General features: G+C 73.7%; 11 protein-coding genes and 1 pseudogene. 4 read left to right on the top strand and 8 right to left on the bottom strand.

Annotated elements, in window-relative coordinates; all coding sequences use genetic code 11:
- Positions 1-153: 153 nt before the first annotated feature.
- From serC to AC07DO_RS19975, 7 genes are all read right to left on the bottom strand, one after another.
- A complete protein-coding gene (gene serC / locus AC07DO_RS20005; RefSeq protein ID WP_479061260.1) occupies positions 154-1,272 on the bottom strand; it encodes a phosphoserine transaminase in 1,119 nt (372 codons plus the stop codon).
- A 144-nt stretch (positions 1,273-1,416) separates the two neighbouring features.
- On the bottom strand, positions 1,417-2,625 hold the full coding sequence (locus tag AC07DO_RS20000; RefSeq protein WP_479061259.1) for a cytochrome P450 family protein: 1,209 nt from the start codon (positions 2,623-2,625) through the stop codon (positions 1,417-1,419).
- Positions 2,622-3,884: a cytochrome P450 gene (locus tag AC07DO_RS19995; RefSeq protein WP_479061258.1), complete on the bottom strand. Its 1,263-nt coding sequence runs from the start codon at positions 3,882-3,884 to the stop codon at positions 2,622-2,624. Before AC07DO_RS19995 ends, AC07DO_RS20000 begins: the two co-directional genes overlap by 4 nt.
- Positions 3,881-4,525, bottom strand: coding sequence for a GTP-binding protein (locus AC07DO_RS19990; RefSeq protein WP_479061257.1), 645 nt, complete (start codon positions 4,523-4,525; stop codon positions 3,881-3,883). Before AC07DO_RS19990 ends, AC07DO_RS19995 begins: the two co-directional genes overlap by 4 nt.
- Positions 4,506-4,862: a DUF742 domain-containing protein gene (locus AC07DO_RS19985; protein ID WP_479061256.1), complete on the bottom strand. Its 357-nt coding sequence runs from the start codon at positions 4,860-4,862 to the stop codon at positions 4,506-4,508. Before AC07DO_RS19985 ends, AC07DO_RS19990 begins: the two co-directional genes overlap by 20 nt.
- Positions 4,859-5,335: a roadblock/LC7 domain-containing protein gene (locus AC07DO_RS19980; protein ID WP_479061255.1), complete on the bottom strand. Its 477-nt coding sequence runs from the start codon at positions 5,333-5,335 to the stop codon at positions 4,859-4,861. Before AC07DO_RS19980 ends, AC07DO_RS19985 begins: the two co-directional genes overlap by 4 nt.
- Positions 5,332-6,933, bottom strand: a complete 1,602-nt coding sequence (locus AC07DO_RS19975) for a sensor histidine kinase (RefSeq protein WP_479061254.1) — start codon at positions 6,931-6,933, stop codon at positions 5,332-5,334. Before AC07DO_RS19975 ends, AC07DO_RS19980 begins: the two co-directional genes overlap by 4 nt.
- A 157-nt stretch (positions 6,934-7,090) precedes the next feature.
- Here AC07DO_RS19975 and AC07DO_RS19970 point away from each other — a divergent pair, with 157 nt between their 5' ends.
- The 3 genes and pseudogenes from AC07DO_RS19970 (at position 7,091) to AC07DO_RS19960 (ending at position 12,415) form a co-directional block, all read left to right on the top strand.
- Positions 7,091-10,012: an FAD-binding and (Fe-S)-binding domain-containing protein gene (locus tag AC07DO_RS19970; RefSeq protein ID WP_479061253.1), complete on the top strand. Its 2,922-nt coding sequence runs from the start codon at positions 7,091-7,093 to the stop codon at positions 10,010-10,012.
- 462 nt (positions 10,013-10,474) lie between these two features.
- Positions 10,475-11,413 (top strand): annotated as a pseudogene (locus AC07DO_RS19965) (SPFH domain-containing protein); the annotation flags it as partial.
- Positions 11,414-11,452: 39 nt separating this feature from the next.
- Positions 11,453-12,415, top strand: coding sequence for a C40 family peptidase (locus tag AC07DO_RS19960; protein ID WP_479061252.1), 963 nt, complete (start codon positions 11,453-11,455; stop codon positions 12,413-12,415).
- Between the two features lie 13 nt (positions 12,416-12,428).
- Here AC07DO_RS19960 and AC07DO_RS19955 read toward each other — a convergent pair whose 3' ends face one another.
- Complete coding sequence (locus tag AC07DO_RS19955; RefSeq protein ID WP_479061251.1) at positions 12,429-13,382, bottom strand: LysR family transcriptional regulator; 954 nt, start codon at positions 13,380-13,382, stop codon at positions 12,429-12,431.
- Positions 13,383-13,627: 245 nt separating this feature from the next.
- On the opposite strand from AC07DO_RS19955, the gene AC07DO_RS19950 reads away from it, so the two are divergent.
- Positions 13,628-14,695 carry an EamA family transporter gene (locus AC07DO_RS19950; protein WP_479061250.1) on the top strand — a complete coding sequence of 356 codons (1,068 nt, stop codon included), beginning with the start codon at positions 13,628-13,630 and terminating at the stop codon, positions 14,693-14,695.
- Positions 14,696-14,933: the final 238 nt, after the last annotated feature.

Below are 14,933 nucleotides of genomic sequence, written 5' to 3'. Positions count from 1 at the left end.
CGGGTGGTGGGAGGGGTTTTCATGTTTCTGATCTGTGGAGCTGTATTGCTCCCCCCCCCCCCGAACAGGGGCCCCGGGGCTGTGACATGTGCGGCTCCGCCGCGTGGGCGCGACCGGCCACGACGAACTCGCGGCCGGTCACGCAGCGCTGCGTCAGAGGCGCTCGATCACGTAGTCGACGCACTTGGTCAGCGCCTCGACGTCCGCCGGGTCGATCGCCGGGAACATCGCGACGCGCAGCTGGTTGCGGCCCAGCTTCCGGTACGGCTCGGTGTCGACGATGCCGTTGGCGCGCAGCGCCTTCGCCACCGCGGCCGCGTCGATCTCGTCCGCGAAGTCGATCGTGCCGATGACCTGCGACCGCTTCGCCGGGTCCGTGACGAACGGCGTCGCGTACTTGGACTCCTCGGCCCAGCCGTACAGCGTGCGCGACGACGCGGCCGTGCGGCCCGTCGTGAACTCGAGGCCGCCCTGGGAGTTCATCCAGTCGAGCTGCTCGGCGAGCAGGAAGAGCGTGGCGAGCGCCGGGGTGTTGTACGTCTGGTTCTTGCGGGAGTTGTCGATCGCCGTGGGCAGCGAGAAGAACTCCGGGACGTGGCGGCCCGACGCGTGGATCCGCTCGGCGCGCTCGATCGCCGCCGGGGAGAACGCGGCCAGCCACAGGCCGCCGTCGGAGGCGAAGGACTTCTGCGGGGCGAAGTAGTAGACGTCCGTCTCGGCGATGTCGACCGGCAGGCCGCCCGCGCCGGACGTGGCGTCCACGAGGACGAGGGAGCCGGCGTCGGCACCCTCGACCCGCTTGATCGGGGCCGCGACGCCGGTCGAGGTCTCGTTGTGCGTGAAGGCGTAGACGTCGACGCCCGCCTCCGCCTTCGGGTCCGGGTGCGTGCCCGGGTCGCTCGTGATCACGGTCGGCTCGGCGAGCCACGGGGCGAGCTTCGACGCCTTCGCGAACTTCGAGGAGAACTCGCCGAAGTTGAGGTGCTGCGACTTGTTCTCGATCAGGCCGTGCGTCGCCACGTCCCAGAACGCGGTGGAGCCGCCGTTGCCGAGGATCACCTCGTACCCCTCGGGGAGGGAGAAGAGGCTGTTGATGCCCTCACGCACGCGGCCGACCAGGTTCTTGACCGGGGCCTGCCGGTGGGAGGTACCGAGGAGGGAGGTGCCGGTGGCGGCCAGGGCGTCCAGCGCCTCCGTACGCACCTTGGAGGGGCCCGCGCCGAAACGGCCGTCGGCGGGCTTCATGTCAGCGGGAATCTGGATCTCAGCCACGGGGGGAGCCTAGCGGCTCAGGGCGCGGGGTCTCGGTGGTGTCCGCCGGGTGAGATCCCGCCCTCACCCGGCGTGGACGTCTCGGGGCTCCGCCCCGGGCCCCGCTCCTCAAACGCCGGAGGGGCTGGATTTTCCGCCGCGGCGCTAGCCGCGAAGACGTACCGGCAGGTCGTACAGGTCGTTCTGGGTTATCACCGGCTTGTTGCGGAGTTCGGAGCGCGGGACCGCCAGGGTCAGGTTCGGGTAGCGGGTGTAGAGCGCCGGGAGGGCCACGCCCGCCTCCAGGCGGGAGAGCGCCGCGCCGGGGCACACGTGCGGGCCGTGGCCGAACGAGATGTGGCGGGTCGGCGACGTGCGGGTGATGTCGAACGCGTCCGCCGTGGGGCCGTGGGCGTGCTCGTCGCGGCCTATCGCCCCGTACGAGACGATCAGCGCGTCACCCTTCCGGATCACCTTGTCCCCGACGGGCACGTCCTCCGCGGCGAAGCGGATCAGGACGTGCGAGGTGGGGGTCGCGTAGCGCAGGGTCTCCTCGATGACCGCGTCCCAGCCGACCTGCCCGGAGAGGACCAGGGCGAGCTGGTCGGGGTGCGCGGAGAGGTTCACGACGGCGTTGACGATCAGGGAGATCGTCGTCTCGTGGCCTGCCGCGACCATCAGCTGAAGGGTGGAGAGGATCTCCGCGTCCGTGAGGTGGTCGCCGTCCTCGGAGGCCAGGATCAGCGCGCTGGTCAGGTCGTCGCCCGGCTCCGCGCGGCGCGCCGCGACGACCCTGCCCATCATCTCGGCGAGCTCCCCGAGCGTCGCCACGACCTCCTCCGGCGGCGTCTGCGTCGAGAAGAACTTGTCGAAGAGGACCTTCAGGCGCGGGTGGTCCGCCTCGTCGATGCCCATCAGGTCACTGATGACGTACATGGGGAGGGGGTAGGCGAACTCCGCCTTCAGGTCGACCGGTTCGGGGCCCTCGGGGAGCTTGTCGAGGAGGGCCGCCGTCAGTTCGGCGATGCGGTCCCGCATCCGCTCCACCCGCCGCGGCGTCAGCGCCTGCGCGACCAGCGTGCGCATCCTGCGGTGCTCCTCGCCGTCGACCGTCAGCATGGAACGGCCGGGGTTGGCGAGGCCGATCAGCGGCCAGTCGGCGGGGATCTCGCCGCGCTGCCAGGCGCCCCAGACGTTGATGTCCTTCACCAGGCGCTTGTCGGTGAGGAGGTGCCGCGCCTCCGCGTGGTGCGTGACCGCCCACACCGGCACGCCGCCCGGCAGCTCCGCCTCGGCGAGCGGCCCCGCCGCGCGCAGCCGTGCGCTCTCGCCGTCGAGGTCGGTGACGAACGGATCCAGGGCGATGCGCGTCATCTGGGGTCTCCAAGGGCTGAGGTCGGGGTCGGGGTGTAGCTCACCGGCAGCTCGGTCAGGCCGCGCAGCCAGGGCGACGGGCGGCGGGTCAGGGCGTCGGCAGGCACCGCGAGGTCCAGGTCGGGCAGGCGGTCGAGGATGACCTCGATGCCGGTCCGCGCGATGACCTCGGCGACCTCCTGCGCCGGGAACGGGCAGCGGTGCTCGCCGTGGCCGAAGGAGAAGTGGGCGCTGTTGCCGCCGGTCAGGGCGGAGCCGTCGGTGCGGACCTGCGGGTCGGCGTTGGCGGCGGCCAGGCCGAGGAGCAGCAGGTCGCCGGAGTTGATGCGGCGGCCGCCGAGCTGGGTGTCGCGCGAGGCCCAGCGCCCGGCGACGTTCTGCGTCGGGGTGTCCTCCCACAGGACCTCGTTCATGGCCTCGGCGACGCTGTGCCGGCCGCCGAACAGGGACGCGGCGAAGCGGTCGTCGGTGAGCATCAGGCGCAGCGAGTTGCCGATCCAGTCGGCCGTCGGCTGGTGGCCCGCGGCCATCATCACCATCAGGTCCTGGGCGATCTCCTCGTCCGTGAAGCCGTCGGCACCGTCGGACGCCTGCGTCTCCAGCATGTACGAGGCGACGTCCGCGCCCGGCCGCGCGTGCTTGTCGGCGATGAGCCGCGCCATCGACTCGGCCAGGTGCTGTGCGCCGGCGATGGCCCGCTCGCGGCCGTCGATCATGTCGTTCATGGCGGTGACGAGGCCGGGGCCCTGTTCGTCGGGGAAGCCGTAGATGCGGGCGAGGACGCGGACCGGGAGCAGCATCGCGTACTCGGCGACGATCTCCGTGGTCCCCTTGCCGCAGAAGCGGTCGATGAGCTCGTCCGCGAACTGCTCGGCGTGCGCCTTGAGTTCGAAGGGGTCGACCGCTTCGAGGGCGTGCGCGATCATCGCGGCGCGCCGGGTGTGCCGCTCGCCGACGGTGTAGAGGATCGACGGCTGCTTGTGGCCGATCATCGGCAGCAGCGGCCAGTCGGCGGGGATGTGCGGCCACTGGTTCCACAGCTCGGAGTCGCGGCTGTAGAGGACCGGGTCGGCGGTGACCTGGTGCAGTTCGCGGTAGCCGAGGACCAGCCAGGCCGGTATGTCGCCGTCGAGCAGGACGGGTGCGACGGGGCCGTGGTCGCGGCGCATCTCCCGGTACAGCTGGGTGGGTTCGGTGGCGAACCGCGGTCCGGAGAGCGGTACGGGCGCGGCACCGGCGCCGGTAACGGGGCAGGTCACTGGGCGGTCTCCTGAAGGGCGTCGCGCTGGGCTGCGTACAGCGACTGAAGGTGTTCGACGAGCGTGATCAGCACGTTCTTGCTGGACTCGCGCGAGCGGGCGTCACAGTCGACGAGCGGCACGCCCGGGTCGAGGTCGAGCGCCTCGCGCAGCTGCTCGGGGGTGTGCGCGGCGTTGCCGAAGTCGTTGCGGGCCACGATGAACGGCGTGCCGTGGTGCTCCAGGCGGTCGATCGCGTACCAGGAGTCCTCCAGGCGGCGGGTGTCGACGAGGACGACCGCGCCGAGCGTGCCGGAGAAGAGGCGGTCCCACAGGAACCAGAAGCGTTCCTGGCCGGGGGCGCCGAACAGGTAGAGGATGTTGTGCGCGTCGAGGGTGATGCGGCCGAAGTCGAACGCGACGGTCGTGGACGTCTTGCCGGCGAGGCCTTCGAGGCCGCCCGTCTCGTCGATGCCCTGCCCGGCCTGCGTCATCGTCTCCTCCGTGTTGAGGGGACGGATCTCGCTGACGGAACGGACCAGCGTCGTCTTGCCGACGCCGAAGCCGCCGACCACGACGATCTTCAGACCGTTGTCGGCGGTGGCGGTCAGTTCTCTTCGGGTGGCCCCGGTAGCGCTGCGTTCAGAGGTTGCGGAGTCCAACGAGCACCTGCTCCAGGATGTCGGGGTCGGGAAGGCTGTGGTCGGCGGCCGCGCGCGGGTGGCGGGCGCTGATCCGGCCCGCGTCGAGCAGGTCGGACAGCAGGATGCGGGTGATGCTCACCGGCAGGCCGAGTTCGGCGGCGATCTCCACGACCGCCGTGGGCAGTCCGCAGAGCCGCAGGATCGCGGCGTGCTCGGACTGCATCCCGGGCACCGGGGCGGACTCGGCGACGATGAGGGTCACCAGGTCGAAGGGGGCGTCGGGTGCCGACCGGCTGCGTCCCCCGGTGAGGGTGTACAGCCGGTCGGGGGAGTCGTCCCGGCCGGGGCGGCTCATGAGGCGGGCAGCGTGCGGGGGCCGCCGTCGGCGCGGGGCGCGGCGCGCAGGTGCTCGCCGAGCTGCTCCACCAGCTCGCTCATGGTGTGGCCGACGAGGCCCGCGTCGGCGTCCTCGGCGGCGATGACGGCGAGGTGCGCGCCCTCGCCGGCCTCGACGATGAAGAGGATGCCGCCGTAGAACTCCGCCATCGCCGAGCGGACCCCGCCGCTGCCGTCGCCGAACTCGGCGGACGCGCCGTGCGACAGCGACTGGATGCCGGCGGCTATCGCGGCGAGCTGGTCGGCCTGGTCGACGGAGAGCTCGGGGGTGCGGCACAGCTTCAGGCCGTCACGGGAGAGCACGAGGGCGTGGCGTGCGCCGGGGGTGCGCTCCAGGAGGCCTTCCAGGAGCCAGGTGAGCTTCGCGTCGGTGGTGGTGGCGGTGGTGGTGGTGGCAGTGGTCGCGGCGGCGGTGGTGTTGCCGGTGGTCATCGGGGGGTCTCGCCTTCCGGGTGCGGGGGAGTTGCTGTGGCGTCCGTGTGTACGTCCTCGGAGGGGTTCGCGGGCGTGGGCCGGACGGCCTGGCGGAAGCTGCTGAAGCGGGCCGCGGTGTCCGCGGCGGTGGCGGCGCGGGGGCGCCGGGTCTCTCCCGTGTCGCTGTCGGCGCGGGCCCGCTCGGCGGCGGCGAGGGTGCGGCCGCGGGGGCGCTTGGGGAGGGGGGCGTCGGGTCCGGGGGTGCCGGGTGCGTCGGCCGTGTCTTCTGCCGGGCGCCCGGGGCGCGTCTGTGGGTGCGGGGCCGCGGGGGGATGTGCGTACTCGCCGTCCCTGCGCCGCGTCGGAAGTTCCTGGACGTCACGGTCGGCTCGGTGCTCCGTGCGCACATCCCCCCGCGTCCCCTCCGGCGCGCTCGCGGGTGCCGGGGAGTCGGGGGTGCTCCGCTTCGACGCGGAGGCCGGGGGCGGGAGAGCCGCCGTGGTTGTGGGCGATGCTGCCGTCAGGGATGCCGGGACCGGGGTCGGGGCCGTCTCCGAGGGGCGGGAGAGCAGCTCCTGCGGTATGAGGAGGAGTACGCCCGTGCCGCCGCGGGCCGAGGGGCGGAACGAGACCGTCAGGCCGTGCTTGCGGGCCAGCCTGCCGACCACCGCGAGTCCGAGGCGGGTGCCGGAGAGACCGCCGAGGCCCTTGGTCTCGCCGGAGACCGCCTGCTCGGCGCGGCGCTGCTGCACCGGGCCCATCACCAGGCCGCTGTCCTCGACGGAGATGATGACGCCGGCCGCCACCTCCTCGATGTAGACGTGCACTTCGGAGGTGGGCGGCGAGAAGTTGGCAGCGTTGTCGAGGAGTTCGGCCAGGGCGTGCATGACGCCCTCGGCGGCGTGGCCCGCGACGGCGACCTCGCTGGCCGAGTGGACGCGCACGCGCTGGTAGCCGCCGATGCGGCCCATCGCGCCGCGCAGGATCGACTCCATGACGATGGGGCGGGCCCAGCGGCGGCCCGAGCGGGCGCCGGTGAGCACGGCCACCGAGTCGGCGATGCGGCCGGCCTGCGCGGTCCTGTGGTCGAGGTGGAGCAGGTCGGTGAGGACGTCCTCGTCCGCGTGCCTGCCCTCCATCTCGCGCAGGTCGGCGAGCATGCCGGTGGCCAGGGCCTGCATACGGCCCGCGGCGTTGGCGCTCGCGGCGAGGGCGGCGGCGCGCTCGGACTCGGCGGCGCGGGCGCGCACAGTCAGGTCGTTGCGCTCACGGACGAAGTGCTCGGTGAGCGCGGTCCGCTCGCGGTGGAACTCGGCGGTGCGGGCGGCCTGTTCCTGTTCGAGCCGGGCTGCCTCCTGCTGGACGGCCACCACGCGTCGGCGCAGCAGGGCGTTGGTGCGCAGGGAGTGGAAAGCCAGCGTCACCGAGGCGCTGAGCGCGAGGGACGCGGCGCCCGCGCCCCAGGCCAGCGGGGTCTGTACGGATTCGGGCGCGAGGGCGACAGCGGCTCCGGTGAGCGCCGCGGTGACCAGGGCGCCGGCCAGCAGGACGAACACGGACGGACGCAGCGGAGGTCGCTCCGTCCCGGGGCGCGCTAGGGGGGTTGGCGCGGTCATCAATCGGGGTCCTCGATCGGAAGCGACACACTCTGCTCAAGTCGAGATCACTATAGGAGAGTTAGTGACCGGGGTGGGAATCTTCCCGTCCGGATCGTGAAAAAACGCGTGAGGCGGGGTGGTCGGGAGGGGGCCGTGCGGGGGCATCCTGGACGGCATGAGCGATCTCGACGGCGACAGCGACGGTGACCTCGGCGGTCCGGAGCGGGGCCGGGGGGAGCGGTACGCGGACCCCGAAGGCCTCGCCGGAGATCTGCGTGCCGTCGTCCGAGGCGACGTGGATTCCTCCGTCACCGCGCGCGCCCTGCACACCATGGACGCCTCCAACTACCGCCGCGTCCCCACCGCCGTCGTCGCCCCGCGCGACGGCGACGACGTGGCCGCGGTCCTCCGCGTCTGCCGGGAGCGCGGCGTCCCCGTGGTGCCGCGCGGCGCGGGGACCTCGATCGCCGGGCAGGCCACGGGGTTCGGCGTCGTCCTCGACTTCACCCGGCACATGAACCGCGTCGTCTCCCTCGACCCCGAGGCGCGTACCGCCGTCGTCCAGCCGGGCGTCGTCCTGGACGACCTCCGCGCCGCGGCCGCCCTGCACGGCCTCACCTTCGGCCCCGACCCCTCCACCCACAGCCGCTGCACCCTCGGCGGCATGATCGGCAACAACTCGTGCGGCTCGCACTCGGTGGCCTGGGGCACCACCGCCGACAACGTCGCCGCCCTCGCCGTCATCGACGGCACCGGCGCCCGCCGCCGCCTCGCCCGCGGCTGGGACGGCGCCCCCGAAGGCCTGCGCCCCCTGGTCGACGGCGACCTGGCGCTCCTGCGCACCGGCTACCCCGAACTGCCCCGCCGCATCTCCGGGTACGCCCTGGACGCGCTGCTCCCCGAGAACGGCACGGACCTCGCCCGCGCCTTCTGCGGCTCCGAGGGCACGCTCGGCGTCCTCACCGAAGCCGACGTACGCCTCGTCGAAGCGCCCCGCGCACGGGCGCTCGCCGTACTCGGGTACGCCGACGAGAGCGCCGCGGCCGAAGCGGCGGCCGGCCTGCTTCCGCACGGCCCGCTCACCGTCGAGGGCATGGCCGCGGATCTGGTGCGCGAGCCTTCGCAGAAGAGCGGCCTGCCCGAGGGCGGCGCCTGGCTCTTCGTGGAGACCGGTGGCGGGAGCGCGGCCGAGGCACGCGCGCGTGCCGAGGCGGTCGTGCGGGCGGCCGACGCGCTGGACGCCGCGGTCGTCGACGACCCGGCGGGTCAGCGGGCGCTGTGGCGCGTACGGGAGGACGCCAGCGGCACGGCGACCCGGATGGGCGACGGCAGCGAGGCGTGGCCCGGCTGGGAGGACTGCGCGGTGCCGCCCGCCCGGCTCGGCGCCTATCTGCGGGACTTCAGGTCGCTGCTCTCCGACCACGACCTGCGCGGCACCCCGTACGGGCACTTCGGGGACGGCTGCATCCACGTCCGCATCGACTTCGACCTCATCAGCCGCGAGGGCGTCGCCCGCTTCCGTACCTTCTCCGAAGACCTCGCGGAACTCGTCGTCGCGCACGGCGGATCGCTCTCCGGCGAACACGGCGACGGGCAGGCCCGCGCGGAGCTCCTGCCGAAGATGTACGGCCCCGAACTCGTCGGTCTCTTCGAGCGCGTGAAGGGCCTCTGGGACCCGGCGGGCCTGCTCAACCCGGGCATGCTCGTACGGCCCGCGCCCCTCGACGCCGACCTCCGCTTCGCACCCCTGCCGCGCGAACCCGTCGACGTCGTCTTCGGCTACCCGCACGACGGGGGCGACTTCTCGGCGGCGGTCAGGCGGTGCGTGGGCGTCGCCAAGTGCCGTACAGCGACGCCGGGTTCATCGAGCGGCGTGATGTGTCCCTCCTTCCGCGTCACCGGTGAGGAGGAGCACTCCACGCGCGGCCGCGCCCGGCTGCTGCACGAGATGCTCGCCGGTGAGGTGGTGACGGACGGGTGGCGCTCGACGGAGGTCAAGGACGCCCTCGACCTCTGCCTGTCCTGCAAGGGCTGCCGCTCGGACTGCCCGGTGGGCGTCGACATGGCCACGTACAAGGCGGAGTTCCTGCACCACCACTACGAAGGCCGCCGCAGGCCCGCCGCGCACTACACGATGGGCCGCCTGCCGCGCTGGCTGCGCGCCGTCGCGGCGACCCGCACGGCCGGCGTCGTCAACGCCCTCGCGCGCGTCCGCCCGCTGGCCGCGCTCGGGAAGCGGATCGGCGGGATCGCCGCGGAGAGGGACGTGCCGGAGGTGGCGCCGCGGACGTTCCGGCGGTGGTGGGAGAAGCGGGTGCGCGCGGCGGCGGACGTTCCGGTGGGGCGCCCCGATGTCGTCCTCTGGCCCGACACCTTCACCGACCACCTCTCGCCGTCGGTGGGGCGGGCCGCGGTGGCGGTACTCGAGGACGCCGGCCTCACCGTCACCGTGCCGCCGCGGGGCGTGTGCTGCGGACTGACGTACGTGTCGACGGGCCAGCTCGACCACGCCCGCGCGGTGCTGCGCGGCACGCTGGACCGCATGGAGCCGCTCCTGGACGCGGGCACGCCGGTCGTCGTCCTGGAACCGAGCTGCGCCGCGGCGCTCCGGACGGACCTGGCGGAACTGCTCGGCGACGACCCGCGCGCGGGCCGCCTCGCCGCGTCGGTGCGCACGTTCGCCCAGGCCCTGGAGGAACTGGCCCCTGGGTGGCGGCCGCCGCACATCGACCGCGCCGCCGTCGGCCAGACCCACTGCCACCAGCACGCGGTCCTCGGCGACGCGGCGGAACGACGCCTGCGGACGAAGGCGGGCCTGACGGGCGAGCTGAGCGGCGGCTGCTGCGGTCTCGCCGGGAACTTCGGCTTCGAGCGCGGGCACTACGACGTGTCCAAGGCCTGCGCCGAGGAGCAGCTGCTGCCCTCGGTGACGGGGGCGGACGCGGAGGCGGTGGTCCTGGCGGACGGCTTCTCCTGCCGGACACAGCTGGAACAGCTGGCGGGGGTACGGGGACGGCACCTGGCGGAGGTCCTCGCGGAGGGAATCGCGGCGGGGGGCTCCACGGCCGCCCGGGACCAAAGTCCCGGGGACAGATGACCTTTGCGGGCCCGGGGTGATGTCCGGTTGCGGCAGGATCGACATGGTTCATGATCATCTGCCGAGGCGTCAGCTCTGCTGTGCCCGCGAGAAGTCAGGTGTGCCACCGTGCTGGAAGAACCGAAGGATCGCGTAGCGCCTGAGGGGGGCGGGGCGCCGGGAGAGGACGGGGTTCCGGAGGGACCAGGGGTGCCCAAGGGGCCTGGGGCGCCCAGGGGTTCCGGGGCGCCGAGGGGTTCCGGGGCGCTGAAGGAACCCGCCCGGCCGGCAGGGTCCGACGTGCGCGGTGGGCCCGGGCCCCCGCACGGGTTCGTCGTACGCAACCGTCACGACTCCATACCCATGGACCTCCTCTTCCGGGGTGACACGGCCGGACAGCCCACGGCGCCGAAACCGTCGAAACCGCCGAGGCCGCCCAAGACGTCGAGAGGCGCGCCGGAACGTGCGCGCGTGCCGGCCGGGACGCCGCCTCGGCCCGATCGTGCGCTCGTCGAACGGCGGGGTCCCGCGTGTTCCGGGTGGTGGGCCGTGTTCGTGGCGCTTCTCGCGCTCGCGGGGGCCGGCTGGATCGCCTGGACCGGTGGGTTCCTGCCCGACCGGGCCACGGAGTTCCTGCGCGTGCCCGAACCGCCGCGGCCGCGTCACGAGCTCGACCCGGCACGGTGGGCGGCCGTCGGCGGCTGCGGAGTCGTCGCGCTCTTCGCGCTCGGCGGGCTCACCCGGGGACGCGTGGGCAGCGTGTGGACCCTCACGCTCTTCGGTCGGTACCGGGGCAGCGTACGGCGCACCGGACTCGTCTGGATCAGCCCGCTCGTGCTGCGCAGACGCGTCGACGTACGGCTGCGGCACTGGCGGAGCGAACCCATCCCGGCCGTCGACGCGCAGGGCGTGGAACTGCGGGTCGTCGTCCTGGTGGTGTGGCAGGTCAAGGACGCGGCGCGGGCGCTCCTCGCGGTCGACGACCACACCGCCTACCTCGCGGAACAGGTCGAGGCGGTGACCGCGCGCGTGGCGTCACGGCTGCCCGCGGACACGTTCCGCGACCCCGCCGACGGCGACGTACCGACCCTGCGGGACGCCGAAGCCGTCGGCGACGCACTCACCAGGGCGCTGGCCGCGGAGTGCAGGGCCGTCGGCATCGAGGTGTTCTCCGCCCGGCCCACACGCGTGGAGTACGCCCCGGAAGTCGCCGCGGCCATGCAGCGCCGCCAGATCGCCGCGATCGACGCCAAGCACCGGGACAGCGTGCTGACGTCGGTCCTGGACGCCGTGGACGACACCGTCCGCAGGCTCACCGAACGGGGACTCGTCGCACTCGACGACTACGAACGGAAGGCCCTGGTCAAGGACTTGACCGTGGCCTTCTACACGGCGCGGGGGAGCGCCGTCGACACCCACTGAACGGAACGCAACGGAACGAACGGAACGAGAGGGCCTCACGTGCAGACTCCCCGATTCACCGAAGCAACCCCCGCCGACTGCACCTGCGGACACTGCGCGGCGGCACCCGGTCCGGGCCGCGCCAGCATGCGCCACTGCGGCACCGTGCGCGGCGCCGTGGTCGCCGCCGTCGGCGCTGCCGTGCTGGTGGGCGCCGCCTCCGGGACGGCGTCGGCGGAACCCGCCCCGTCCCACGCGGGCTGGGACGGCTCCAAGTACTGGTACAAGGACGCGACCGGCTGGTGGCGCTGGACGTCGCACTACGACAAGTACGTGGCGCGCGGCGGCAAGGGAGCCGCGGTCGCGAAGGGGAAGCGCGCGTCCGCCGGTACGCGCAGGTCCCCGTCCGCCTCCGAGCCCGTCTTCCGCGGCCGCCAGGGCTGGGACGCCACCGACCGCGTCTACTGGTACCGGAAGAACGGGCACTGGTACTGGACCAGCCACCAGTACAAGTACGAGCGGTACACGGGCCGTACGGGTGTGACGGGTGTGACGGGTGGGAAGGGCGCGAAGGGCACGAAGGGTGCGGCGGGTGCGACGGGGCACAAGAACTCCGGCTCTCCGCACACCGGTTCCACCGGTTCCGGCACCCCTCGCCGCCACGGCACCGAGGCGGCCGTCTCGTATGCCATGCGCCACCTCGGCGACCCGTACATATGGGGCGGCAACGGCCCGCACGGGTGGGACTGCTCGGGCCTGGTGAGGGCGGCGTACCGGCAGGCCGGCATCGCCCTGCCCCGTGTCGCCGACGCCCAGTACCGCGCCACGCAGCCCATCGCGCGGGGACAGCTGCGCCGCGGCGACCTCGTGTTCTGGAGCAGTGACGGCAGCGCGTCCGGCGTCCACCACGTGGCGATCTATCTGGGCGGCGGCCAGTACCTGGAGGCACCGCGGCCCGGCAAGAACGTCCGGGTCTCCTCCTTCAGCTGGTACAACCCGAACCTGTACGGGCGGGTCCGCTGAAGCCCGCGCGCCCTTAGATCCCGTGCCGGGCGTCCCGGCCCGTGACCTCGCGGACCAGGGCACACAGGTCGCGCAGGGCCGGGTGGCCGGGCGGCCCGTCGCGGCGGGCGAGGAGTACGGGGACGTGCGGGGCGTCGGGCAGGGGGACGTAGACGACGCCGGGGTGCGGGTGCAGGTCCGCCGTCGCGGTCGTGGTCACGCCGACCGCGCGGGACGCGGCGATCGCCGCCAGCCAGTCGTCCGTGTTGGCGACGGTGATCGTCGTGGTGGGGCGCGCGTCGGCGGGCCACAGGTCCGTCGTGGTGGTGCCGGACACCGTGTTCAGGGCGATCGTGTGGTTCGTCAGGTCGGCGAGGTCCAGCCGGGCGCGGGTGGCCGGCGGGCTGTCCGCGGGGACGGCGGCCACCCGCGCCTCCATGTGGAGCAGCTCCGTGACCAGGCCCGGAGTGCCGGTGCCGGTGCCGGTGCCGGGGCCGGTGCTGGTGCCCGTGCCGGTGGCGGTGGCGGTGTCGACCGGGCCCCGGATCAGCGCGGCGTCCACCGCGCCCCGGGCGAGGCCCGCCGTGCGGTCGTCGATGCGCAGCAGTTCCAGCGGGACGTCGGGGTGCGTCTCGCGCCAGCGGCGCAGGAGGGGCGTCGTGTACGGGCCCGCCGCCGACCACGCGTGCCCGAGCCGCAGCGGGCGGTGCGCCGCCCGGCCCGCGTCGAGGGCGTCCTCGAAGGCGGCGACGGCGACGGCCGCCCTGTCGCGGAAGGCGCGGCCCGCCGGGGTGAGCCGCAGGTGATGCGTCGAACGGTCCACCAGGCGTGTGTCCAGCGCCTCCTCCAGGGCGGCGAGCGTGCGGGACACGGCGGGCTGGGTGATGCGGAGGCGGGCGGCGGCGCGGGTGACGCTGCCCTCCTCGGCGACGGCGAGGAAACAGCGCAGGTGGCGGAGTTCGACGGAGGTCCTGGCCCGTTTGGTCATGTCCGCCGAGCATAACGAGAGCGCAGTCGGCATTTCACACGCCGTGCCGGGCGCCGTAGCTTCGACATGTGGACGAGGGTTGCGTACAGCAGTGAAAGGGCCTCACAATCCTGTCGTAGTGCACTTTCATGGACGATGAAGTCCAGGACACTGAACCCCGTTGAACCCCGTTGAACCCCGTTGAACCCCGGGATGCGCGCCCCGGAAACCCCCGGAGTGCCGCAGAGCACCAGGAAAGGCTCCCCGTGAACGTCTCCCGCAGCGACCAGGCACCCTCCGCCGCGACCCCTGCGGGGACGGCGGGCCTCCGCGGCCGCGTCGGTGCGCTCGGCCCCGTCGGGCTCGTCCTCGCGGGCGGGATCTCCGTGCAGTTCGGCGGCGCGATCGCCGTGAGCGTGATGCCGAGGGTGGGCGCGGTCGGCATCGTGGCGCTGCGGCTCCTCTTCGCCGCGCTCGTGCTCGTCGTGGTCTGCCGGCCGAAGGTGCGGGGGTACGCGCGCGCCGACTGGGGCACGGTCGTCGCGTTCGGCGTGGCCATGGCCGGCATGAACGGCCTCTTCTACCAGTCCGTCGCCCGCATCCCGATGGGTCCCGCCGTCACCCTCGAGGTCCTCGGTCCGCTCGCGCTCTCCGTCCTCGCCTCGCGCCGCGCGGTGAACCTGATCTGGGCCGGGCTCGCCCTGTGCGGTGTCTTCCTGCTCGGCGGCGGGGGCGGCTTCGACGGCCTCGACCCGGTCGGTGTGGCCTACGCGCTCGGCGCCGGTGCGATGTGGGCGACGTACATCCTGTTCAGCGCGCGTACCGGACGGCGCTTCCCGCAGGCCGACGGCCTGGCCCTCGCGATGGTCGTCGCGGCGGTGCTCTTCCTGCCGCTCGGGATCGCCGTGTCCGGGCCGAAGCTGGTCGAGCCGGGCACGCTGGCGCTCGGCGCGGCGGTCGCGGTGATGTCGTCCGTGCTGCCGTACACCCTCGAACTCCTCGCGCTGCGGCGGCTGCCCGCGCACACCTTCGCGATCCTGATGAGCCTGGAACCGGCCATCGCGTCGGTCGCCGGGTTCCTGGTCCTGAGCCAGGCCCTGTCCGTCGCCGAGGCGCTGGCCATCACGCTGGTCATCGCGGCGAGCATGGGCGCGGTGCGGACGCAGGTGGGGCGGCGCGGGGCCCGTGGGACCCGTGGGGCCCGTGGAGTCCGCGAGGGCGAGGACGCGGTGACGGAGGCAGGGGCGGGGCCGGCCGCGGCGGTCGACACAACCCGCGACCAGGACCCGGCCTCGGCCGGCCTCCAGGGTCACCCGGTCTCGGACGGCTTCTAGGGTCATCCGGCCTCGGACGGCTTCCAGGGTCACCCGGTCTCGGACGGCTTCTAGGGCCACCCGGCCTCGGACGGCTTCTAGGGCCACCCGGTCTCGGACGGCTTCCAGGACCACCCGGCCACGGACCGCACCCCGGCCCCGACCTCGGCCGCCACCCCCGCCCCGACCTCGGCCGCCACCCCCGCCCCCACCTCGGCCGCCACCCCCGCCCCCACCTCGGCCGCCACCCCCACCTCGG

Source organism: Streptomyces sp. NPDC045678 (assembly GCF_056432085.1).
The sequence above is the reverse complement of the archived record's forward strand: the minus strand, read 5'-3'. Positions and strand labels throughout refer to the sequence as shown.